Source organism: Fannyhessea sp., from assembly GCF_986145555.1.
Genome location: NZ_CFRCNA010000021.1, coordinates 1 through 22673, shown reverse-complemented (window position 1 = coordinate 22673; position 22673 = coordinate 1). Strand labels below are relative to the sequence as shown.

Annotated in this window: 22 protein-coding genes; 13 read left to right on the top strand and 9 right to left on the bottom strand. The window is 42.1% G+C overall.

Annotated features, from left to right (window positions below):
- On the top strand, positions 1 to 907 hold a 907-nt coding region (locus tag AC5GD6_RS04980; protein ID WP_491846369.1), incomplete at its 5' end, for an acetate/propionate family kinase.
- A gap of 251 nt (positions 908 to 1158) precedes the next feature.
- Here AC5GD6_RS04980 and thmT read toward each other — a convergent pair.
- Positions 1159 to 1338: a 2-hydroxymuconate tautomerase gene (gene thmT / locus AC5GD6_RS04975; RefSeq protein WP_303870439.1), complete on the bottom strand. Its 180-nt coding sequence runs from the start codon at positions 1336 to 1338 to the stop codon at positions 1159 to 1161.
- Positions 1339 to 1535: 197 nt separating this feature from the next.
- Here thmT and AC5GD6_RS04970 point away from each other — a divergent pair, with 197 nt between their 5' ends.
- From AC5GD6_RS04970 to AC5GD6_RS04945, 6 genes are all read left to right on the top strand, one after another.
- Positions 1536 to 1982: a hypothetical protein gene (locus tag AC5GD6_RS04970; RefSeq protein WP_311439338.1), complete on the top strand. Its 447-nt coding sequence runs from the start codon at positions 1536 to 1538 to the stop codon at positions 1980 to 1982.
- Positions 1983 to 1996: 14 nt separating this feature from the next.
- Complete coding sequence (gene coaE / locus AC5GD6_RS04965) at positions 1997 to 2632, top strand: dephospho-CoA kinase (protein WP_311439337.1); 636 nt, start codon at positions 1997 to 1999, stop codon at positions 2630 to 2632.
- Between the two features lie 2 nt (positions 2633 to 2634).
- Complete coding sequence (locus AC5GD6_RS04960) at positions 2635 to 3222, top strand: lytic transglycosylase domain-containing protein (protein WP_048596981.1); 588 nt, start codon at positions 2635 to 2637, stop codon at positions 3220 to 3222.
- A gap of 10 nt (positions 3223 to 3232) precedes the next feature.
- The gene (gene uvrB, locus AC5GD6_RS04955) at positions 3233 to 5461 is read left to right on the top strand and encodes an excinuclease ABC subunit UvrB (RefSeq protein ID WP_491846368.1); all 2229 of its coding nucleotides are present in this window, start codon (positions 3233 to 3235) and stop codon (positions 5459 to 5461) included.
- Positions 5462 to 5845: 384 nt separating this feature from the next.
- Entirely contained in the window at positions 5846 to 6493 is a 648-nt protein-coding gene (locus AC5GD6_RS04950) for a GntR family transcriptional regulator (RefSeq protein WP_276790303.1), read from the top strand.
- Between the two features lie 102 nt (positions 6494 to 6595).
- Complete coding sequence (locus AC5GD6_RS04945) at positions 6596 to 6886, top strand: PTS sugar transporter subunit IIB (protein WP_061102539.1); 291 nt, start codon at positions 6596 to 6598, stop codon at positions 6884 to 6886.
- Between the two features lie 54 nt (positions 6887 to 6940).
- Here AC5GD6_RS04945 and AC5GD6_RS04940 read toward each other — a convergent pair whose 3' ends face one another.
- The 3 genes from AC5GD6_RS04940 to AC5GD6_RS04930 all read right to left on the bottom strand — a co-directional run bounded on the left by AC5GD6_RS04940 (position 6941) and on the right by AC5GD6_RS04930 (position 11048).
- On the bottom strand, positions 6941 to 8692 hold the full coding sequence (locus AC5GD6_RS04940) for an NAD(P)/FAD-dependent oxidoreductase (RefSeq protein WP_491846367.1): 1752 nt from the start codon (positions 8690 to 8692) through the stop codon (positions 6941 to 6943).
- 2 nt (positions 8693 to 8694) lie between these two features.
- Positions 8695 to 10077, bottom strand: a complete 1383-nt coding sequence (locus AC5GD6_RS04935; protein ID WP_491846366.1) for an aminoacetone oxidase family FAD-binding enzyme — start codon at positions 10075 to 10077, stop codon at positions 8695 to 8697.
- A gap of 101 nt (positions 10078 to 10178) precedes the next feature.
- A complete protein-coding gene (locus tag AC5GD6_RS04930; RefSeq protein WP_303870422.1) occupies positions 10179 to 11048 on the bottom strand; it encodes an Mrp/NBP35 family ATP-binding protein in 870 nt (289 codons plus the stop codon).
- A gap of 269 nt (positions 11049 to 11317) precedes the next feature.
- Between AC5GD6_RS04930 and rfbA the strand changes: the two genes are divergently transcribed.
- The 3 genes from rfbA to rfbB are packed head-to-tail and all read left to right on the top strand — an operon-like array spanning position 11318 to position 14305.
- Positions 11318 to 12220, top strand: a complete 903-nt coding sequence (gene rfbA, locus AC5GD6_RS04925; RefSeq protein WP_303870419.1) for a glucose-1-phosphate thymidylyltransferase RfbA — start codon at positions 11318 to 11320, stop codon at positions 12218 to 12220.
- Entirely contained in the window at positions 12220 to 13149 is a 930-nt protein-coding gene (rfbD, locus tag AC5GD6_RS04920; protein ID WP_487317638.1) for a dTDP-4-dehydrorhamnose reductase, read from the top strand. The genes rfbA and rfbD overlap by 1 nt, the downstream gene beginning before the upstream one ends.
- A 52-nt stretch (positions 13150 to 13201) precedes the next feature.
- Entirely contained in the window at positions 13202 to 14305 is a 1104-nt protein-coding gene (gene rfbB / locus AC5GD6_RS04915) for a dTDP-glucose 4,6-dehydratase (RefSeq protein WP_303870415.1), read from the top strand.
- A 158-nt stretch (positions 14306 to 14463) separates the two neighbouring features.
- Here rfbB and AC5GD6_RS04910 read toward each other — a convergent pair whose 3' ends face one another.
- From AC5GD6_RS04910 to AC5GD6_RS04900, 3 genes are all read right to left on the bottom strand, one after another.
- Positions 14464 to 16599, bottom strand: a complete 2136-nt coding sequence (locus AC5GD6_RS04910) for a DUF6541 family protein (protein ID WP_491846365.1) — start codon at positions 16597 to 16599, stop codon at positions 14464 to 14466.
- A 78-nt stretch (positions 16600 to 16677) separates the two neighbouring features.
- Positions 16678 to 17076, bottom strand: a complete 399-nt coding sequence (locus AC5GD6_RS04905) for a DUF2304 domain-containing protein (RefSeq protein ID WP_006302960.1) — start codon at positions 17074 to 17076, stop codon at positions 16678 to 16680.
- Positions 17077 to 17140: 64 nt separating this feature from the next.
- Complete coding sequence (locus tag AC5GD6_RS04900; RefSeq protein WP_061102531.1) at positions 17141 to 17821, bottom strand: glycosyltransferase family 2 protein; 681 nt, start codon at positions 17819 to 17821, stop codon at positions 17141 to 17143.
- 207 nt (positions 17822 to 18028) lie between these two features.
- On the opposite strand from AC5GD6_RS04900, the gene rfbC reads away from it, so the two are divergent.
- A complete protein-coding gene (gene rfbC / locus AC5GD6_RS04895; RefSeq protein ID WP_061102530.1) occupies positions 18029 to 18625 on the top strand; it encodes a dTDP-4-dehydrorhamnose 3,5-epimerase in 597 nt (198 codons plus the stop codon).
- A gap of 52 nt (positions 18626 to 18677) precedes the next feature.
- On the opposite strand, the gene AC5GD6_RS04890 is transcribed toward rfbC, so the two are convergent.
- Positions 18678 to 19907, bottom strand: coding sequence for a glycosyltransferase family 2 protein (locus tag AC5GD6_RS04890; protein ID WP_311439193.1), 1230 nt, complete (start codon positions 19905 to 19907; stop codon positions 18678 to 18680).
- Positions 19908 to 20023: 116 nt separating this feature from the next.
- Positions 20024 to 20824 carry a glycosyltransferase family 2 protein gene (locus AC5GD6_RS04885; protein WP_491846364.1) on the bottom strand — a complete coding sequence of 267 codons (801 nt, stop codon included), beginning with the start codon at positions 20822 to 20824 and terminating at the stop codon, positions 20024 to 20026.
- A gap of 130 nt (positions 20825 to 20954) precedes the next feature.
- Here AC5GD6_RS04885 and AC5GD6_RS04880 point away from each other — a divergent pair, with 130 nt between their 5' ends.
- The gene (locus AC5GD6_RS04880; protein ID WP_464361139.1) at positions 20955 to 21821 is read left to right on the top strand and encodes a LicD family protein; all 867 of its coding nucleotides are present in this window, start codon (positions 20955 to 20957) and stop codon (positions 21819 to 21821) included.
- A gap of 3 nt (positions 21822 to 21824) precedes the next feature.
- Positions 21825 to 22673, top strand: an 849-nt coding sequence (locus AC5GD6_RS04875) for a polysaccharide biosynthesis protein (RefSeq protein WP_491846363.1), incomplete at its 3' end; no start/stop codon positions are given.

The window sequence follows — 22673 nt, the reverse complement described above, 5'->3', positions numbered from 1 at the left end:
TGGTTGGTACATTCCCGAGTCGCAAATTGTAACCGATGAAAATATGCGTTGGGTTCGTGAAGTTGCGCCACTCGCACCACTTCACAATCCTGTTGAAGCCGATGTAATTGATATCTGCCGCACTATGTTTCCTTCTATTCCCAATGTAATTGTGTGTGATACTTCGTTTCATTTTCATATGCCTGAGGAAGCCTCTCGCTACGCTTTACCTCGTGACGTTGCCCAAAAATTACATATTAGAAAATATGGTGCACATGGTACTTCGCATCGTTTTATTTGGAAAGCTGCTCACGAATTTACCGATGGCGCTATTCATAAACTTGTAAGTTGTCACTTAGGATCGGGCGCGTCGCTTTGTGCAATCAAGGATGGAAAATCCATTGATACAACCATGGGCTTAACACCACTTGACGGACTTATTATGGGCACTCGTTGTGGAACGCTTGATCCAGCTGTTGTCTTTTATCTTGTGCGTGAGGGTCATTATACTATCGATGAGATTGATACCATGATGAATAAGCAGTCTGGCTTAAAGGCTCTGTCATCTGTTTCATCTGATTCTCGTGATATTGAACAAGGTGCGCAAGAAGGAAATAAAGATTGCCAACTTACGCTCAACATGTATTACTATCGTTGCGCTGCTCTTATTGCAGAGATGGCGCAAGCTATGCAGGGTTTTGACGCTATGGCATTTTCTGCAGGTATTGGTGAAAATTCTGCAACTGTTCGTGCGGGCGTTGCCAAACGCCTTGAATGGCTTGGAGTTAAAATTGACGCTGAGAAAAATGCCGTGAGAAGTGGGGAAGTCCGCGATATTTCTGCACCAGATTCAAAGATTCGTGTGCTTGTTGTTCCTACCAACGAAGAACTTATGATTGCTTTGGACGTACAAAAATTAGTAGGGTAGCTGATTTGCGTCTCTAGACGTCTGTCTTTAACTGAATATTTGACATACGTGGTGAAATGCATATCAAAATACATACAAAAACTCCCGAGGAGCCTCGCAACTCATATTGAGTTAAACGAATGCGCACTCGGGAGTTTTTCTTACGTCGAAGCTATGTAGGCAAACCGCACGTGTCTCATACATGCCGCACTTGTTCTGCGCGTGCTCACAAATTACATACTGATGTAGCTGATGGTTACAGCTGATTGGTTTTACTTGTTTGATCCTTCTTCATGGAAGTAATTTGAGCGTTTCATATCGTTAAAAATCACATGAATATGCTCTTTGGGCGCGTCAGCATAGGTGTGTATGGTCTCAATAATTTCTTGAGCCATCTTTTTCTTTGCTTCGTCAGATCTTCCTTCGATAAGCTCTACATGTACTAAAGGCATACTTTGCTCCTTAATCTAAAATGTTTATGTACGTGTTACTACACAGATTTAAGTATACGCTTATCTTGCGGAAACGATGTAAAAATAGCATCCAAAATGTTGTACAATACAGATGTATTAACAGTTGTAAAGTTTTGTGCACAGGCTTTGCATACCTCTTTAAGGTTGTGCGGTCTTGCAATATATGAGGTAGGAATATGGCACGCATGCAAAATCTCAATCGTTCTTCACGTAATACAGAATCATTGAGCCAACAAATTGGTGACTTTTTGCAAGGGCGCAACGGATTGGATGAGCTTTCCCTGTTTTTGCTTGAGATCGCCGTTATTTTGTTCGTACTTAATACCCTTTTGTTTCACCAGCTTTTACTCTCATGGTTGATTAGATTTCTTGTGGTTTATATCGTGTTTAGATGCATGTCTTATAACATTTCTGCACGTCGCAAGGAATCTTATGCTGTGGTAAGTAAATTAGGAGCTTTTCGTCTGTGTATTTCGCAACCGCTTCTTTTTGTGAAAGAAGTAAAAGATTACAAGCACCTCAGTTGTGCCCAATGTCATCAGCATATGCGTGTACCTCGTGGAAAGGGAATCATTCGCGTAACCTGCCCTAAGTGTAATCACACGTTTGAGAGCAAATCGTAAAGGTGAAAAGCGCTTTGTCAACACCTTATATCGTATTTCTTACCGGAGGAATCGCATCGGGTAAGTCGCTTGTGGGGCACTATCTTGAAACACTTGGTGCTGTGCGTATTGATTTGGATGAGTTGTATCACGAAATTTTGGACTCAGATACACTATGCCGCCAACAGCTTGTAACATCTTTTGGAGTAGAAATCCTGTATCGGGGCGCCATTGACCGCCAAGCGCTTGCACATAAGGTATTTGGTAATCCTCATGCACTGGCAGAACTTGAACGTATTACACATCCTTTTGTTTTTTGTGCACTTAAGTTGCGCATACAAGAGCTTTGCGCACGCTCAAAGTCTTTATCGCATCAGAGCATGATTGTAGTTGAGGTTCCGCTTATTAATAAAGTTTCGGAAGTGAGCTATTTAGCAGATGAAATACTAGCTCTTATTGCACCCATGAAGGCTCGTTTGCGCTATGCACAAGTTCGCGGGCTCTCGAGAGAACAGATGTGTGCGCGTATGCGTGCACAAGTGGGAAATTCACTGCTTTGCCGTAAGAGCGATACACTTATATTAAATGCAGGTTCGATATCAATGCTTCAACAGCACGTTAAAGCGTGGTATCTGAGCCGTATGCAACGGATGATCGGTAAAGGATTGTAAATATGGGTAAGCCTCGGTTTTTTCGCTGGTTTAGAGTAATACCACTCATTTTTGTAATAGGTATATCGGCTGTTGTTCTTTTTGTTCATCTAAGCCAAGATAAACAGATTGCAAAAACGTTCTATCCAGTTCCATATGCAAAAATTATTAAGCAGGCTTCCCAAAAATATGGTGTTGATCCCTATCTTGTGTGTGCGGTTATCAAGTGTGAGTCTAATTGGAATAAAGACGCCAAATCTCAGGCAGGCGCAGTTGGACTTATGCAGATTTTGCCTGACACTGCTCAGCATATGGCAAACAAAGGTTTAATTTCTTCAAAAACGTACCCCTACCAAGATCTTTTTAATCCTCGGAATAATATTGAGTACGGGGTGGCGTATCTTGCGTATTTGCAGTCTCAACTTTCAAGTCGAGATGAAGTTGTTGCGGCTTATAATGCAGGCCCAGGCAAAGTTCAAGAATGGAAGCACGGCAGTGATGATCCCATTCATAAAAATATAACCTATGCCGAAACCAGCATTTATCTGGCTAATGTTAATCAGACCTATGAAATTTACAAGCATCTTTATCCCGACGGTATTGATTCTTAAAGGATGCATGATGAGTGCTTACAATCATTTTGGCGCGGAACTTGTTCGATTTGGACATTCAAAACAGCAGCAACCCTTTAAAGTTGTTGCTGATTTTGCACCAAAAGGAGACCAACCTCGCGCAATTAACGCCCTTACCAAAGGCGTCATGCAGGACAAGCTGCGTTATCAAACGCTTCTTGGTGTAACGGGTTCGGGTAAAACATTTACCATGGCAAACCTTATTGAGCAAACGCAAAAAACAACACTTATTATTGAGCCAAATAAAACGCTTGCCGCGCAAGTTGCAAGCGAAATGAAAACGCTTTTCCCTCATAATGCGGTTGTCTATTTTGTTTCGTACTACGATTACTATCAACCCGAAGCGTATATTCCGCAGACTGATACCTATATAGAAAAAGATTCTTCCATCAACGAGGAAGTCGAAAAATTACGACATCAAACAACTTCAAGTTTGCTTTCGCGCCGTGATGTAATTGTAGTTGCGTCGGTATCGTGCATTTACGGTATAGGAAGTCCGCAAGATTATGCAGGTCTTGCTCCTACTATCGACAAAAATACGCCGCTTGAACGTGATGATTTTATACGAAGCCTTATTGATATCCAATACGATCGAAACGATGTTGATTTAATCCGTGGAACGTTTCGTGTACGTGGCGATTGCGTTGATGTGTTTACTCCTTATGGTGAGCACCCCATTCGCGTTTCGTTTTTTGGCGATGAGATAGAGATGATTGCCGAATTTGACGAAGTGACTGGAGATACCCTTTCGCAGTATGATGCGCTTCCCATTTGGCCAGCTACGCATTATGTAAGCGCGCGGCCTAAAATAAATCATGCAATTCTTACGATTAGAGATGAGCTTGAAGCACGCGTGAAAGAGCTAAAAGCACACAACATGCTTCTTGAAGCCCAGCGTTTGCAGCAAAGGTGCAGTTACGATTTGGAAATGCTCGAAACGATGGGCTTTTGTTCGGGTATCGAAAATTATTCGCGTCACTTGGATGGTCGCAAGCCCGGCGAGGCTCCTTATACGCTTATAGATTATTTTCCAGAGGATATGCTGTGCATTATTGATGAGTCACATGTAAGTATTCCCCAAATTAGAGGCATGTACGAAGGTGACCGATCGCGCAAAATTACTCTTGTTGACCACGGTTTTAGGCTCCCTTGTGCCCTTGATAATCGTCCTTTGCGTTATGATGAATTTGAGCAACGTATACCGCAATTTGTGTTTGTATCGGCAACACCGGGCGATTACGAGCTGAGTGTAAGTCAAAACGTTGTTGAGCAAGTTATTCGCCCTACAGGTTTACTAGATCCTCGTGTTGAAATTCGTCCTACCCGTGGTCAAATTGACGATTTGGCTGATGAAATTCGTACGCGTGTGGCAAAGCATGAACGTGTGCTTGTTACAACGCTTACCAAACATATGGCAGAAGACCTTACCGAGCATTTGCTTGACGAGGGCTTTAAGGTAAACTACATGCACTCTGACACTGCCACGCTTGATCGTATTGATATTATTCGCGCTTTGCGCACAGGCACGTTGGATGTTTTAGTGGGCATTAATCTTTTGCGCGAAGGTCTTGATATTCCCGAAGTCTCACTTGTAGCTATTCTTGATGCAGATAAAGAGGGGTTTCTTCGTAACAAGCGCTCGCTCATTCAAACTATGGGGCGTGCAGCTCGAAATGCAGCAGGTTCAGTTATTATGTATGCAGATCGCATGACTGATTCTATGCAAATTGCCGTAGACGAAACAAAACGCAGGCGCACGTTGCAAATGCGTTACAACACTCAGCACCATATTGTTCCGCAAACCATCAAAAAATCGATGTTGGACGTTACAAGTTTTATTCAAGCAGCACATGAAACACTCGATTCCAAACAGCGTAAAGACGGCGTTTTCTATACTGCTTCAGGTACGCTTTCTGACAGTAACGAAACACATCAACCTTCAAAGGGCCCAAGCGAAAATTCTGCAACTCAGCTTTGTTCGTCGCTTGAGGGCATGCCAAAAGAAGATGTTGCTAAGATTATGGGTGCACTGCAAGTCGAAATGCTTGCAGCATCGGCTTCTATGGATTTTGAACGTGCAGCAAAGTTGCGCGACCAAATTGTTGAGCTCCAAAGCGTTTTAGAAGGTTTGTCTGCTGACGATATACTTGCCCGTCTCAAAGTAAGCGCTCGCTCAAAAAGTAGCTTTGGTCGTGCGCGTAGTAGGTTTAAGAAATAAGTTTTTGTGCGTTGTATACGTTCTTTGTATAACAAGTCTTGAGTAATATGTATAATTGCAGCAAAATTGCTTTGGACACCTTGTATATCTTCTAAGAACCACTCACACATTATCATTTTTTTGTCTGCTTAAACGCTCGTGCTTGTGGTCGTCGTGTTTATAATTTTTAGGTTATTAATATGATAAAATTATGATTCACTCTATTTGATATATACTAAGTTCCCTTTGGTGTGTAAGATTCTTATGCACTATATACAAGTCGGTCTCATTACCGTGTAAATATGATTTTATTTGGGTAGTAAGTATTAAAATCCATAAGCTTAAAGCTACACGAACGCATTTCACTGAACACGATGAGAGTAAGTTAGAAAGTACGGAGGAAACATGGATCAATACAGACCGCTTAATGATCATGTATACGAGTATATTATCGCATTAATCAATGATGGAAAGATTACCGCTGGTGATCGCGTAAGTGAGCAAATGATCTGTGATGCTATGGGTGTCTCGCGCACGCCTGTACGTGAAGCGCTTATCAAGTTGTCTGACGATGGGTATTTAGACAACGAGCTGCGCAAAGGTTTTCGCGTTCATGGATTTGATGAACAGGCTGCTGTTGAGATTTTCCAAATTATAGGACCGCTTGAAGGCCAGGCTGCTTGTCTTGCGGCTCAGCATTTAACGGATAGTGATTATCAGCAGTTGCAATTTTTAATCGATTCGATGGATCTTGCAATTCGTGGGGGTCTTCTTTCGCAGTACGATCAGCTGCAGCGCAAGTTTCATGAGTATTTTGTATCACGTTGCGGCAATGAACGTTTAATAAGCCTTCTTCAACAGCAAAAACGTTATTTTATTCGTCGTGAACACGTGAGCAATCATTCCGAAAGAATGCTTGAGGTTGTTCGTTCTGCTAACGAAGACCATCAGAAGATTGTTGATTTGCTTAAAGCTCACAAATTAGATGAACTCTTTACGTTTATTTGTAACGTTCATTGGAACTCATCAAAAACTAATCTTGTAACATGGTAAGGTGGTTCATCTAGTTTTTTCAGCTATAAACATTTTGCAGAGCAGATAGAATATATGGTATTCTATCTGCTTATCTGTCTAGAAGGCATAAGGAGGCTGTTTATGAAACCAAAAATTGTTGTTGCGTGTGGAACTGGTGTTGCTTCTTCGCAGATTGTTGCAGCCAAACTTATGCAATTTTGCAATAAACATTCATTTGATGTTGAAATCCAGTGTGTTCCAATTAATGATTTATCTTGCGAGCTTAAAGATGCCGCAGCTTATGTTTCTCTTGTTAAATCATCTCAATACCATGATGTGCCTGTGATTAACGGAATACCGTTTTTGACCGGTAAAGGCGCGCGCGTTGAACTTGCACATCTTACGCAAATCCTTAATGACTTAAATAACTAAACATGTAAATTCTTGCATACTCAAATACTGTAAAGGCCTCAAGCCAACAGGCATTCAATTATCACATGTTGAAGAAGTGAGCAGTTGAATGAGTGCTTGTGCGACGCGTAAGCCATCAGTTGCTGCACTCATGATTCCTCCTGCATATCCAGCTCCTTCTCCGCAAGGCATGAGTCCTTGTGTTGAAAGAGATTCAAGCGTTTCACTCCGTGTAAGCCTAAGCGGTGAACTTGAACGCGTTTCAACTCCTGTTAAAACAGCGTCTTTACAGTTAAATCCGTGCAATTTTTTGTCAAGTTCTGGCAGTGCCTCGCGCAGGGTTTGTGTAATATAGTTTGGCAAACACAGTGTTATATCGGTCCATGTTACGCCAAGCGGATATGTGGGAGTAACGCTTCTGGCGCCCGTGGACGCTCGATGCTGCAAAAAGTCGCCTACCAATTGTGCAGGCGCTTGATACGTTTCGCCTGCAATAGCATATGCTTTTTGTTCGCACTCCTCTTGTAATTTTAATCCTGCAAGAACATCCGCGCTGTCTAAATCTTCGGGGAATACATTGGCAAGAAAGCCTGCATTTGCGTTAGTTCCTGCGCGTGTTGAAAGGCTCATACCATTTGTTACCACTGCGTGTTTCTCGCTTGTTGCAGCAACTACATAACCACCTGGGCACATGCAAAAGCTAAACGCGCTTCTGGACTTAAGATGACAAGCTATTTTATAATCTGCTGCTCCTAAAATTTTTGTAGCAGGATTTGAGCCATACTGTGCGGAATTTATTGCCGTTTGCAGATGTTCAATTCTCACTCCCATAGCAAACGTCTTTTTTTCCATATATATGCCTGCGCGGTGCAACATGGTATAGGTGTCACGTGCGGAATGTCCCGTGGCAAGAATCACATGATGTGTTGCAATGTGTTCTTCACTACGAAGGGTATCGTGGGCTGTTGAACTGAGCCATATACCTGTGACTTGTTTGTTCTTAAGCTCCAAACGTGTCATCAAGGTAGAAAAGCGAACTTCGCCACCGAGCTCTTCTATTTCTTTTACCATATTGGTAACGATACGTGGCAAAATATCAGAGCCAATATGAGGTTTTGCATCCCATAGTATGTGCTCAGGTGCGCCCATACGAACAAACGTTTCTAGGATAAGCTTATGCAACGGGCTTTTTGTACCAGTTCCTAGCTTGCCATCTGAAAACGTTCCTGCACCGCCTATGCCAAACTGAATATTGCTGTTGGTATTAAGCGTCTTATGATCTATAAACTCTTGTATTGAATGCATGCGTGCAGAAGCCGATTCTCCGCGTTCGATGAGCAGCGGCTTTAAGCCTGCGTGTGCAAGATACAGCGCGGCAAAGAGACCGGCGCATCCGGCTCCCACCACAACAATTGGATAGGTGAGGGCAAGACCGCACGAAGCTGGAAATTGTGGGGAGGGTTTTGCTTCGCAATACGATACGCGTGCATAAGATACTTTATGATGGAGACCTTTACGAGCGCCTTTGTTATGAGAGCAGGTGCTGTGTGCCGTACGCTTTGCGTGAGTTTGATTTTTGTTGTAGGTATCAATGAGTTGCTGCTCATAAGCTGCTCCTTGTTTGAGAGCAATACGAACATGATACAGCATGGTAAGCGCACTCTTATGACGCGCGTCAAGTGATTTTCGGATAATGAGGCAGTTGTCTATTTCATGATCAGAAATGCCAAACATGCCGCAAAGTTGTTGAATAATCCAGCGTTTTTCATCGGCATGCCAGTGTTTGTATGTTTGTAAACTGCAGGTAAGTGAAGATATATCAATCATGTTTATTGTTCCTTCAGAGTTTTGTATGACGCGCATATGCTTCGAGCAGCACTCATGCCAGACTTCCATGCCCACGAGAGATTATACCCACCACACATGCCGTCTATGTCAAGTGCTTCTCCTATAACGTATAAGCCAGGGATATGATGAGCTTCCAATGTATGAGGATTTATGTCAGTACTAGAAATACCACCTCTATGTACCTGTGCTGACGTAGTCTGAGTAGTTGAAATAAACCTAAGTTTATAGTTTTGTATAAGTGAGCATAAAGATTCTGCATATATGTTTAGATCGGTAGACTTTTGAGGATTTTGATTGAGGTTGATAAAGCTTGTTTTGGCAAAAAACTGAGCAAGTTCGGGCGTAAAGATGCCACTAAGCGCGCAAGCTAGGTCGCGTTCAGTATACATCTTTTGTGCTACGTCTACAGAATTGTGTACGTTACACGCGCGTTCTTTGTAGGATAAGAGCGTGTTGTAGATGAGCTCATAAGCCTGTGAAGTTGTATATTCAGGCAAAAAGTTAACAACTATATGATCTTGTGGACGTGCAAATCGTGATGCATTAAAACTTACAATACCCGATATGCCATAGTCACGTATGAGTACCTCACCTGCTTCTTGCCAAATTACCTTATCTGTGCGTTCAAGAGATAATTTTGCTTGCGCGCGTAATCCATTCAACATGAAAAGTGGATCATCAGCGCAAAGTAAAGGACATAAGAGGGGAGTAAAGTTAGTTGTTGATAGTTGAGATGGAAGGATTGGCAGATTGTTTTTTCCGCCACACGCGATAACAACGTTTTGTGCAACAATTGTTTTGCGTATACGATCGTGAGTTGTACGCTGCATTGTTTGCAAATCCCATAAGTTCTCATAGCTAATTTTAAAACCTGTATCTTGTTGGTCAATACGAGTAACCGTACGTCCGCATATATGAGTGTGTTTATAGGATTCTAGAGTATTCAGTAATACTGAAGTTACCGACGAAGCTTGCAATGAGTGAGGATAGAGTCGGTCTTGTTTTGAACACCATAAGAGGCCGCATCGTTTAAAGAACGCATAAATATCTTGAAGTGCGCCAGATCCAAAGGTTTGTTCAACAAAATGTGGATCGTTATAACCTAAGGGATTAAGACTTGTTGTTGAGAAATTACACGCTCCATTACCAGTAGGAAGAATGGAAGTTCCCAGTTCTAGATTTTGTTCGATAATGCAAGGGGAAATACCATGTTCAGCCAAAGTAATGGCACACGCTAAACCAGCGGCACCTCCTCCTACGATTACAACATCTGCGCTACGAGGAGCCGTGACTTCATAAGCCTGTTGGATAAGTTGCGCCGTCCGCGCGCGTCGTGAAGGTTTTTTCCAAGTGGTATGTTTCATGCGTAGTATCCTAAAATCACAGCAGCTCACATGTTTGCAGACTGAAAGTTGTGTTTTATACAGCTCAGCATTGGCCAATAGGAGCAATAGTAGCTATGCACTTAGTTTTGTTGTGCTTCAAGATCAGTTAACACCTTAAGGGTTTTTGGTATAAGGCCTGTTTGTAAGGTAGTCTCCAGTAATCCCGTATCACAGCTCTGAGCTATGTAGGGCATGATTTCTACCTGATCAAGTGCGCAAACATTAAAATGTTGTGACGTTTCTAACAAATGCGACTCGCCATAGGGGTAGATCGTTTTGTCGCAATCAGGGCATTTTATAAAAGACATGTTTTCAACAATGCCCAAAATGTCAACTTGCATCATCTTTGCCATTTTAAGAGCTTTTCCAACAACCATTTGCACCAAATCTTGCGGCGAGGACACAATAATTACACCGTCTATAGGCATCGACTGAAAAACCGTTATGGCAACATCGCCCGTTCCAGGAGGCATATCAATAAGCAGATAATCAAGGTTGCCCCAAAGAGTATCCTCAAAAAACTGCTTGAGTGCGCCCATAAGCATAGGTCCACGCCATAGGACAGGATCGGTTTCGTGTTCAACAACCAAATTGGTGCTCATGATTTTTATGTCTTGGGACGAGCGCGCAGGAATGATCTTGTCGTCTTTTCCATAGGCATGTTGTCCAGAAAGTCCAAACATCTTAGGGATAGACGGTCCTGTAATATCTGCATCCAATATGCCAACGTTAAAGCCCAGACGTTTGAGCTCAATTGCAGATGCTCCACAGATGAGGGACTTACCAACGCCGCCTTTGCCCGATATAACGCCAATAATATGCTTTACATGGGCATGTTCGGTAAGTTCAAAGAGTTGAGGTGATTTTATCTGTTGTTCGTGTGCACGCCCATGGCCTAAGGTTTGCGCTACCTCGCGCCTGAGCGCCTCTTTATCAATATCGACAGCCACAAATACTCCTTTTATTGCATGTATGAGCATGCTGTGTTGTGTGGTAAGGTATCTTTTATTAAAAATATACCCCACTTAAACATAATTTTTTAGGGAAAGCGATCGATTCAATAGTATTACCATGCTCATCTCTATACGTATCTGCGCAAAATTCTTGTTGACGTCAATGGTATCTATGTTGCAACTGTTGTGATTTCCACGTTCGCGCATGTTCATGTTAGACTTAATACGTTGAGATAACTTAAAGAACACTTCTGTAAGGGGTTCATGTGAAAGGTATCATTTTAGCAGGTGGTTCGGGTACAAGACTTTATCCGCTTACCACCGTTACCAGCAAACAGCTTTTGCCTGTATATGATAAACCAATGGTGTATTACCCGTTGTCAACCCTTATGCTTGCAGGTATTCGAGATATTATGATTATCTCAACGCCTCATGATTTACCTAATTTCAAACGCCTGTTAGGTACAGGAGAGGATTTTGGTATTTCTCTTTCGTATGCTGTTCAGCCAAGTCCAGATGGACTTGCCCAAGCTTTTGTTATAGGCAAGGACTTTGTTGGAACAGATGCATGTGCATTAGTGCTCGGCGATAATATTTTTTATGGTAACGGCCTGGCGCTTCGTATGCGCAAAGCCTCGGCACGCGCGCAACAAGGTCGTGCAACGGTATTTGGTTATCGAGTTGACGATCCCGAGCGTTTTGGGGTGGTTGAATTTGATAATCATTTTAACGCGGTGTCTATTGAAGAAAAGCCTTTGGTGCCTAAGAGCAATTACGCAGTTACAGGGCTTTATTTTTATGATAATCGCGTCGTTGAATTTGCGTCAAAAGTCACGCCATCCGCGCGTGGTGAGTATGAAATCACCGATCTCAATCGTATGTACCTAGATGATGGTAGCTTAGACGTTGTTACTTTGGGTCGTGGTTTTGCTTGGCTTGATACGGGTACCATGGAATCGTTATTTGAGGCATCGCAATTTGTACGTACCGTTGAACAGGCTCAGGATCTACCTGTGAGCGTTCCCGAAGAAATTGCATACGAAAATGGATGGATCACCCAAGAACAGCTGGTATCCTGCGCTGATCGTTACGGAAAAAGCGATTATGGTCGGCATCTTAAAGCTGTTGCCGAAGGTAAAATCATACCGAGTGAAAAGGATTTTGAGTAATGAAACCACTTCATATTCTTATTACAGGTTCTCATGGCCAGCTTGGCTGTGAATTGCGACGCCTTTTGAGCACCTCACAAGCCGAAATAGGACCAATTCCTTCTGAATATGCGCACGCTCATATTGATTACGCAGATCTTGAAGATCTAGACATTTCTGATTACGAAGCTGTGCGTGCCTATATTGCTGACAGAGATCCTTATGATTTGGTTATTAACGGTGCAGCTATGACCAACGTCGACGGATGTGAGCAACACGAGGCAGCTGCCTTTAGTGCTAATGCACAAGGACCTCTCAATCTTGCGCGAATATGTGCAGAACAAGGTGCAAAACTCGTTCAAGTTTCTACCGATTATGTTTTTAGCGGAACCGAGGCACGTCCTCGCACCGAAGATGATTATCCATGTCCAATAAGTGCATACGGTCGTACTAAGCTTGCTGGCGAAGCTTTAGTTTTGGCGCAAAATCCAAAATCATTTGTTGTTAGAACTGCTTGGCTTTATGGATATGTCGGCAAGAATTTTGTACAAACCATGATTGGGCTTGGTAAAACCCATGACCAGATTTCTGTTGTGTGTGATCAGATGGGAAACCCAACTTCTGCAAATGATTTGGCATACGAGATTTTGCGTATTGCTCAAACTCAGTCCTATGGAATTTATCATGTGACTAATGAAGGAACTTGTTCATGGTTCGATTTTGCCTCAGCTATTATGAAACATGCGCAGCTTGCGTGTAAGGTTGTTGCATGTACCTCTCAAGAGTATAAGCGCATGAACCCTCAAGCAGCGCAGCGTCCCCATTATTCAAGCTTAGAGAACGCGCATCTTGCACAAACCATAGGCAACGAAATGCGCCCTTGGTCAGATGCGCTGGCAAGCTATTTTGAACATATCGAATATGTACAGAGCTCTTTGAACGCGCACTAACTATTGTCAGCATGTTCTTGCATACAACCTCGCAAACGTGAAAGGAACAATCATGAAAACATATCTGGTTACCGGCGGTGCAGGCTTTATTGGCTCTAATTTTATCCTTTATATGTTGCGTAATTATACCGATATCCGCATCGTTAACATGGACTGCCTTACCTATGCAGGAAATCTTGAAAACTTACGTTCCATAGAAGATGATCCACGGTATGCCTTTGAACGTGTAGACATTCGTAATGCTTGTGAGGTTTCACGCGTACTGCGTACGTATAAGCCCAACTATGTGGTAAATTTTGCAGCTGAGTCCCACGTAGACCGCTCTATCGAGACTCCTCAAATCTTTGTCGAAACAAATGTTTTAGGCTGTGTTACCCTTCTGAACTGTTGTAAGAAGCTTTGGCTTGATGATAAAGGAAGTTTTGGTGATCATCGCTTTTTACAAGTTTCAACTGACGAAGTTTATGGTGCGCTTGCAATTCCAGATGAGGTAAATCCAAACGGGAGCCCTAAAGATCCTGCACATACCACCTATTTTCACGAGGATACGCCTCTGTGTGGACACAGCCCGTATTCTGCTTCAAAAGCATCTGCTGACATGCTCACGCGCGCTTATTGGGATACGTATAAGTTTCCCGCACTTGTGACGCGCTGTTCAAATAATTACGGACCGTATCAGTTTCCAGAAAAATTGATTCCGCTTATGATTCATAATGCGCTTCACCATAAAGAATTGCCGGTCTATGGAGATGGTCTTAATGTGCGCGATTGGCTGTATGTAGATGATCATTGCAAGGCAATTGATATGGTGTTACAACGCGGACGGTTGGGCAATGCCTATAACGTTGGCGGTCATAATGAGCGCTCAAATATCTACATTGTAAAAACCATTGTTGAGCATGTCCGTAACGTTACAGGCGATCACGCAATCACAGAAGATTTAATCCGCTACGTTGGAGATAGAAAAGGTCACGACAGGCGTTATGGTATTGAGCCTACCAAAATTAAAGATGAGCTTGGCTGGTATCCAGAAACAGCGTATGAAGACGGCATTATTAAAACCATTGATTGGTATTTATCGCATCAGGCATGGACCGAGCATGTCTGCTCAGGTGCGTATCAAAGCTACTACAAAAAGATGTATGATAATCGCTAAGTCGCCGGTTTATTAAATACGTATGTATACTGCTCTCGTACTTTGAATAAAGCACGAGAGCAGTATTTTGGTTCATTATGGTTTTAGATTGTATGAGAATATACTCATTCGTGTTACCCATGCTAGATATAACTCAAGACAAGGTGCCATGTCTTGAGTTATTGGGTAATTGGCGTGGAATCGTCTATCTCATATAAACGCATTGCCTCTGCAGCAAGTATACACTTAAAGCCGGGTGTTGTATCCTTTATAGAATTAATCCCAGCAAATTGTTGAGGCGTGTACACGTGATTAGCAAAAGAAACTTTTCCAGGTTGTTCAAGCTTGAGAACGTAGCGAATTCCTGTTTCTTTAAGTGCTTTCCTTACTTCAGCGCTTTTCGGCCAGTTAACTATATTTGTTCGCAAATACGCCGTTCTTTTTTCTTCATGATGATAGTAAGTTAACGGATGCCGATAGACTACTTTTAAATCAGCAAGAGCATATCCGAGATTAGAGCCGTCGTAAGGATTATTGAGTATTGTCACGTTCGTTCCAATAATGTCGCGAACCTTGAGCATAAATGCAATTTCATTACTGCTTAGTTCATTGTTTTCAGCGAGATATTGTTTAACTGTCTCTTGATATTGGAACGGCTCGGTTTTGTGATAATTTGGACTTGGATTATGAACAAAAAATACGCAAAGAATCGAGAGTGCAAGGACAGCCACTGTGCAATACAGCTGAAGATTTTTAACTCGGCTGATTTTTTGTGTAAGTTTGGAGGTGTGCACAAATATGTATACCTTATCAATAATGGTATCAAGTCCTTGAGCAGCTAGCATTATTGCAATTAAGCACGTACAAGAGGAGGTTCGTGCAGCATCGGTATACCAAAAACCTGATAGAAGCGTCTTTACGTATGAATCAAATAGCTGTATATACACGGTTGTGAGTGCAAAATAAAAAAATGGGAAAAGCAAAAACGAGGTTTTTGTCCGTTTTACAGCCGTGTATAAGCCGATTGCTACGAGCACTGGTAATAGTGGCTGTGGAATGATGTATATACATCCATTTGCAAAATTAAGGAATAGCGCATCGCGTAATGTTTGATAGATAGTCTTTCCAGCAGGCCAATAATATCCGTTTAGGTAACCATATTGCACTATGACTAAAAACAAAAGTACCCATATGGCAAGACATACAAGTGCAAATACTATAGAGAGCATTTTTGGGGAGATTGATTTTCCGTGTACCAGTATGCTTTGAGGGTTCAAGTTATATATGTACCAAGCATTCCAAGGCCATAAGATAAGTGCAGCTGTAAAAATTCCTGATGTATGTGTGAAAGCCATCGTATAAGATGACAATATAAACAATAAAATCAAGAGAACTTTTGGAGCTGCTTTCCAGTCTTTTACCAAGTAAAACCAACTACAGCACAAGGCGGGGAGCATGCACTGTGCAAAGTCAAAGGGTACAATTGGCCCATAAATAAAAGAAAACCACACAAATGAGAAGAAGAATGGCGATATAGTAGCAGTTGCGAGATCTATATAGCGTCGATTTGGGATGATACATTTCATAAATCCCAAAATACCCAGAGGAAAAATGAAGGTGGTGCACAATAGATTAAGTGCGTGCATAGCTACAGGGATTGACGTATTGGCGCCTTGAGATATACACGCCGCTAAGATATGCCAAATAGAGGGATACAAAGATCGAGAACTAATGTCATAAGGTGCAAATGTTGCTTCTGAGGGTAAATACATGCTGGTATTAAACGAGGAAAAAATCCCCGTTTTAATCATAGTGTGTGGTGAGGTGACGTGCCAAATTGCATCCCATTGTAAAACAATCTTGTTGGGGTTTCCTAGAGGCAGTGCGTAGCAAAACCAGCCAACAAACATCGCAAACGCTACCGCAAATAATGCGATACGCCAGTCAATAGGAGCAAGTGTTGAGTACGTCTTTGGAGTGCTGCCTGCGTCCTTTGGATTGCGGGCACATATTTGCTGTATAACTTCTTTAGCTACCGTTTTAAGCGACTCGCCACTGGTGTGCACGAGATAGGCTGTATATATGACAAGAATCATACAAGAACAGAGAAGCGCAAGTGTCACTAAACGGGATGTGGTAAGCGTTATCCCTAAGCGATAGGCTACTTCACCAATTATAGATATGAGCGCTGCGCTTAAAAGAGGAGCAAAGATCAGTCTCCATACTTTTGAAATAGGCAGAGTTGTACCGAGTGTGTACCCAGGTATAACGAGAAGTAAAAGTCCGTAGAGATATGCAATAAGAAGTGATGTCATCGGTTCATTCCTTGTAATAGATCTTGCCAACAGTTTGACGCTTGCGATAATTTGATATGTTTAAATTGGTACTACGTGTTAAATGCGTGTGTTCTTAAATGGCTCAACAATTTCTTCAAAGGGGAGTTTCTTTTCGTTGTCTTCGCGTGTTTTCTTTTGCGCAAGTGCCATTTCTTGCGCGAGCTGATTAAGTCTAAATTTAAGGCGAGAAATTTCGACAGATGAGGTAAAGACCTTGATAAGCAAGATACCCACTACACATAAAAAGACAAAATTACTGGTAGAAACAAAACCTAATATGCGTGCAAAAAAGATCATTACAGCAGGTACCAAAGCTATAATAACTACAATTCCCACGAACGATACCCAAAAAAGTGAGTCTTCTATCTGTATGCGTGACTTTTTAATGCTTCGTAAAACAACAGCCATAAGTCCTACAGCACCTATGATCAACAATATACGTAAGATAATTGACATATAGTTCTCCCTTATACAATAAGTGTATGTACCACTTCATGCATATTTTTGCTTAAGTTTTAGGTTATCTAAACCACTGAAATAAAACGATAGACATGCAGGTACGACTCATGTATGAAATGATATGACCAATATCAAAGTAGCTTTGCCCGCCTTGTCGTTCGCGCATTTTTACGGGCACTTCCTTAATGGTATAACCGTGTCGCGCAAAATATGCCAATGCGTCAGGCTCTGGCGCTAAGTCAAAAGCTTGCGCGTAGGTGCGTATAAGCTTTTTGTTGTACATACGCATCCCCGATGTTGGATCCTGAATTGATATGTGAGCTATGAGATGAATAAGTGCCGAAATAAGGCGCGATCCAAGTCCGCGCGCGCCCGTGGGTTTATCAACTCCGGTACGCGAACCAATGACAATGTCGGCATCTTGAACGCACATGCATTCGTACATACTCATGATATAGTCGGGCATATGTTGTCCATCTGCATCAAATTGAACAACAGCATCATAGTTATGCCGATACGCATATTTCATGCCCGTTTGAAAACCTGCAGTAAGCCCGCAGTTAATGGGGAGAGACAAGTAATTAAACTTGTTCTGTTCACAGATAAGTGCGGTTGCATCTTTTGAGCCATCGTTTACAACGAGATAATCTATTTGAGGACAACTGGCCGTTAATTCCCGAATAGTTCGCTCTATACAGGCGGCTTCATTGTAAGCAGGAACAACTGCTAATATTTTTGACATAAAACTCCTCATAAGTGTTTTTACATGCATGAGTATACACTATTTGCGCACGTGTAATTTGCCGTGTATGCTCATCTATTATGAATTTATGAAGAAACGGCAAGCATGTCTACCACATTTTCTATGGGTTACAATAAAGGAGTTTCGTGAGCGCACCAGAGGTAAATGCCTCAGTGCTCATACATAAGGTTATCTCAAGGAGTTACTATGGAATCACCATGCATTGAACAAGGAAATTTTGTCTTTCATCGCACTAAAATTGATGGGCTTTTCATTATTAACACAAAGGCATTCGGTGATGAGCGTGGCTTCTTTATGGAAACATATAAAGAACCCGACTTTATACAAGCAGGTATTACCACCAAGTTTGTTCAGGACAATCACTCAAAATCTTGCCGTGGTGTTTTGCGAGGCCTCCATTTTCAAATTCATCATCCGCAATCAAAGCTTGTGCGCGTGGTAAAAGGCCGCGTCTTTGATGTAGCGGTCGATTTAAGAAAAGACTCTGCTACCTATGGCCAATGGGAAGGCGTTATTCTTTCTGAAGACAATCATACGCAATTTTTTATACCTCAAGGATTTGCCCATGGTTTTTTGGTTTTGAGCGATGAGGCCGAATTTTGTTACAAGTGTGACGACATCTATCACCCAGGTGACGAGGGTGGCATTATGTGGAATGACCCTGATATTGCAATTGAGTGGCCTGCTTTATCAGGCGATACAGCGTTTGATCCATCAGAGCTTATTTTGTCCGAAAAAGATAAAATACATCCTTTCTTAAGAGATAGTAAAGTTTCGTTTTAGAAACGTGTGCGCACTACCTTGTGTTTTGCTGTATTTTTAAGACTCATACGGACTATAATCCAAATAGTTTCTTTATATGAAGAACTCGTACTGCATTGCTTATACCAGGGCGATCGATAACGCGTGCCACTGCTTTTCCAATACGCATAGGGCGGCATGTTTCATAGGCATGTTTTATATCCAAGCGTTGTTGCGAGTTTTGCGTTTGTGCGCGCATAACTTCGGCACGCTCCAGCGAAAAGTAGAGGAATAAAAGCTCCTCGGTGGATGAATGCAAAATGGCATAACATCTATCCCAGCGGTCGGGATTTATTGCGGTGCTTCTACTGCTTTGCAAAAATCCTAAACGCGCGAGTCCATTTTCGTCACGCATGGTATGAACAATTTGCATAAAACCTTCGTACGAACGCGCACGCTGAAGATTCATTGCAACGCCTTCTTGTACCCAGTTTACAAACGAATCTCTATAGAGTGTCCATGTGCCTTGCTGTTCTAATGAATCTTTAAGCTCGCAAAATGCTTCATAAAAATCTAAGGGATACGAATCGCTGGTAAACAGCGCGCTTGCGGTGTTATTAACACGATATTGGTGAAGTTCTTCGTCAAGAAGCGCAATGCGATCCGCCTCGGCAAGCGCTCTGCAAACAAAGAGAAGGTCCGCAGTTCTATGTACAGGCTGAAACACAAGATGTCGTGCGTCAACAAAACTTTTTCTGAATAATTTGTTACGGACCCAATTTTGAAAGGAATTAAAGATACGCTCTGGATGCTCGCGTGGCGAAAATACGCCACTCATCCCATCTAATACAATACGATCAACGCCGGTTTTTCCAACCAACTCGCTCACTCCCTTAGGCGCTTGGAGCCAATCGGTAACAAACGACCAGTAAAACGAGCGTAGCTCTCCTGTTCGATTATCAAGTTCACGCGTTTTAAAAATAACCATATCGGCGCGTGTAGCCTCACCTTGAGCGACCACTTTTTCAATGAGAGTAGGTTCCATAAGATCATCGCTGTCAAGAAAATAAAGCCAGCGACCGTGAGCCTGCGTTCGACCATATTCGCGTGCAGGACCTTCGCCTGCATTTTGTTGTGTGAAGACTTTAATACGGGTGTCTAGTTCCGCTTTTTTGTGTAAAATAGACAGCGTATCATCGGTAGAGCCGTCATCAACACAGATAATTTCGAGGTCTTGTTCTGTTTGTTTGCACGCCGAGTCAATGGTTTGAGAAACATAGAGACTTGCGTTATAACATGGGATTACGATAGATGCAACTGGCATGTACAAACCTCCAATTGAAACAAGAGTTTTTGATTCTCATCTTACATTCTTACGACTGCAGATTTAGGTTGTAGATTCTAGAAATTAATATGCATGACATATATAACAATATAGCACTACGAGTTTTTGTTACTTTGTTGTCCGCGTGCATACAGTTTGTTTATAGCGCGTGCAATGCAGGTTGGCCAAAAACGTTTAAGCATGCTTAAATCTTCTTGCTCGCGTTTATTATTTTCAATTAAACGAGATGTTTCCGATCCTTCATGGATTCGATGACACATAAGTGGCTTTGGATTATATACAAACGTGCCTTGTTTTCTACTTAAAAATTCCCACGTTTGCCAGTCAAGATTGGATCCATAGCTTGTTTCAAAAAGAGGACGTGTAAATTTATGCATAACATAGGTGACAGCAGGACAACAAATAGGGTTGCCAAAAGCTAAAATTAAGCGCTTTATGAGTTTGAGGTGAGCTAAAGCATGCGATTGAAGCGGGATAAGCATAAGGCGTTTAATCCCTAACAGACGATTGTCACAAACTTCTGTAGTTCCACGCAGCTCTGCATATCCCGAAAAATACAGCAGTGGATCTGTGACGGCATTTATATGCGCAAGCATTTCTTCTACATAACGGGGTTTATATACGTCGTCTTGGTGTGCAATTGTTACAAGCTGTGTGGTTGCACGTGATAACGCAAAATTCCAGTCGCCACCTATGCCATGAGAATCGGTGGTATTAATATAAAAGGGTATGTCATATTGTGAACAAAGATGTTCTATAGTGCTCGATGGCGTAGAGGTAACTAAAAGCACACGACTTATTACACTTTGGCTTTTAAGTGAGCGCATGCAATCTTCTAGATAGGGGCTATCTTTATAAGCGCAAATTACAAAACAATGGTCGTTAGATGTATACACAGTATTCCTTTGGTTGCTTTTATGCTTTGTAGAAACTTACCTAGTATAATAACAATTGAAAGTATAAAATGAACAAAAAAACTTATGTACATACATAACTATTACAGGTTTTTACAGAAGTGGAAGTATGATGTCGTATAAACAATATGAACCTCATGAATTAAGACAACTTCAGCTCATTTCAACGATGATTTTGGGTGAATTTGACAGGATCTGTCAAAAGCTGAACATTGATTATTATGTGTATGGTGGTACCGCAATTGGTACGGTTCGCCATAAAGGTTTTGTTCCTTGGGATGACGATGTTGATATTGCCCTTTTTAGAGAAGACTACGAACGCTTTATGCGCGAGGCTCCACAAGAAATGGGAGAAGCCTATGAGCTTGTCAGTGGAAGAACAGATCCGTTTTTCCCTGCTTGCAATGCTAATTTTTCACTCAAGAATACGTTTTGCGTTCCAGAGGAATTTGCACATTGTCCTTTTCAATATCCTATTGGCATTGGACTGTTTGCAATGGATAAACCCTCGAATGATCCGCGTACATTAGCGCGTCAAAGACGTATGACATGGTTTTTTGCACGTCTCGCTTTTTTGCGCGCTACGCCCGCACCTCATGTTCAGCTTTCTCAGCCGCTTAAAGGTTTAGTGTTGGTTGCATGCTATCTGGCTCATTGGGCAATGAAAATTTTTCATGTTTCGCCAAGCTGGATTCATGCACGTTGGGAGCATTATGCTCGTCTGGCAGAACATGAACCAGGTGAAACCTACGTTGATTTTATGGACAGAGATCCTCATGCATGGGCGGTAACGCGTGCGGAGGCCTATCCGGCTATCCGTGCTCCCTTTGAAACTATTACGGTTAATCTTCCTAAGGCCTATGATGTTATGCTTAGGCGTGGATTTGGCGATTATATGCAATTACCACCCGAAAATGATCGAAAAAATCATTATCCGTCTCGTTTGGATTTTGGACCGTATAAAGACATTAAGGAATAACGCGTGGAAATAGCTCAAAGTAAGGCGCAACTGCGCAAAAATTATATATGGAACACGCTGGGAAGTGCAGCAAATGCACTTTCCAGCGCTATTTTGTTGCTTATGACCACACGCATTTTAGGCCTTGAAGCTGCGGGTATTTTTGCGATTGCGTTTGCCTTGTCCCAACAGTTTCAAGTTATTGGTCATTTTGAAATTCGCTCCTACCAGGCAACTGATTCTCAAGAACGATTTTCGTTTGCAACATACCTTGGCGCACGTTACGTAAGCTGTCTTGTTATGTGTTTGGTAATTGTTGGATATACACTTTATACCAATGGAATTACACCAGTTGCACTAAGCATTATGTTGATAGCATTGCTTAAGCTCTTTGATGCGTTTGAAGATGTATTTCATGGTATGTTTCAGCAGCGAGGCAGACTTGACATTGCCGGTCGCGCGTTTTTCGCACGTATTATTGCGTGTATGCTTGGTTTTTGTCTTGCGGCGTTTATCACTAAAGATCTATGCTCCTCATGTATCGTAGCTTTTATTTTGTCTGCGTTTGCATTTTTCTTTTGCAATGTTCCTTTTGCTCAACGGTTTGTGTCGCTTCGTCCGTCATTTAAGCCTGCGGCCATAATTAAGCTGTTTTGGACGTGTTTGCCACTTTGTATAGGCTCATTCTTTCTTGTATATATTACTAACGCTCCCAAATATGCAATAGACATGTATTTAACCCGTGATTATCAGGCACTCTATTCCATTTTATTTATGCCGTCTTTGGTTATTAATCTTTTAAGTGGCTTTGTCTTTAAGCCGCTTCTTACCGATATGGCGCTGTGCTGGTCTCAAGCGCGCATTAAAGACTTT

Coding starts and splice junctions, on each gene's coding strand:
- thmT (WP_303870439.1), bottom strand. CDS start 1,338: ATGCCTTTAGTACATGTAGAGCTTATCGAAGGAAGATCTGACGAAGCA.
- AC5GD6_RS04970 (WP_311439338.1), top strand. CDS start 1,536: ATGGCACGCATGCAAAATCTCAATCGTTCTTCACGTAATACAGAATCA.
- AC5GD6_RS04960 (WP_048596981.1), top strand. CDS start 2,635: ATGGGTAAGCCTCGGTTTTTTCGCTGGTTTAGAGTAATACCACTCATT.
- uvrB (WP_491846368.1), top strand. CDS start 3,233: ATGAGTGCTTACAATCATTTTGGCGCGGAACTTGTTCGATTTGGACAT.
- AC5GD6_RS04950 (WP_276790303.1), top strand. CDS start 5,846: ATGGATCAATACAGACCGCTTAATGATCATGTATACGAGTATATTATC.
- AC5GD6_RS04945 (WP_061102539.1), top strand. CDS start 6,596: ATGAAACCAAAAATTGTTGTTGCGTGTGGAACTGGTGTTGCTTCTTCG.
- AC5GD6_RS04940 (WP_491846367.1), bottom strand. CDS start 8,692: ATGATTGATATATCTTCACTTACCTGCAGTTTACAAACATACAAACAC.
- AC5GD6_RS04935 (WP_491846366.1), bottom strand. CDS start 10,077: ATGAAACATACCACTTGGAAAAAACCTTCACGACGCGCGCGGACGGCG.
- rfbD (WP_487317638.1), top strand. CDS start 12,220: ATGAAACCACTTCATATTCTTATTACAGGTTCTCATGGCCAGCTTGGC.
- rfbB (WP_303870415.1), top strand. CDS start 13,202: ATGAAAACATATCTGGTTACCGGCGGTGCAGGCTTTATTGGCTCTAAT.
- AC5GD6_RS04910 (WP_491846365.1), bottom strand. CDS start 16,599: ATGACATCACTTCTTATTGCATATCTCTACGGACTTTTACTTCTCGTT.
- AC5GD6_RS04905 (WP_006302960.1), bottom strand. CDS start 17,076: ATGTCAATTATCTTACGTATATTGTTGATCATAGGTGCTGTAGGACTT.
- AC5GD6_RS04900 (WP_061102531.1), bottom strand. CDS start 17,821: ATGTCAAAAATATTAGCAGTTGTTCCTGCTTACAATGAAGCCGCCTGT.
- rfbC (WP_061102530.1), top strand. CDS start 18,029: ATGGAATCACCATGCATTGAACAAGGAAATTTTGTCTTTCATCGCACT.
- AC5GD6_RS04890 (WP_311439193.1), bottom strand. CDS start 19,907: ATGCCAGTTGCATCTATCGTAATCCCATGTTATAACGCAAGTCTCTAT.
- AC5GD6_RS04880 (WP_464361139.1), top strand. CDS start 20,955: ATGTCGTATAAACAATATGAACCTCATGAATTAAGACAACTTCAGCTC.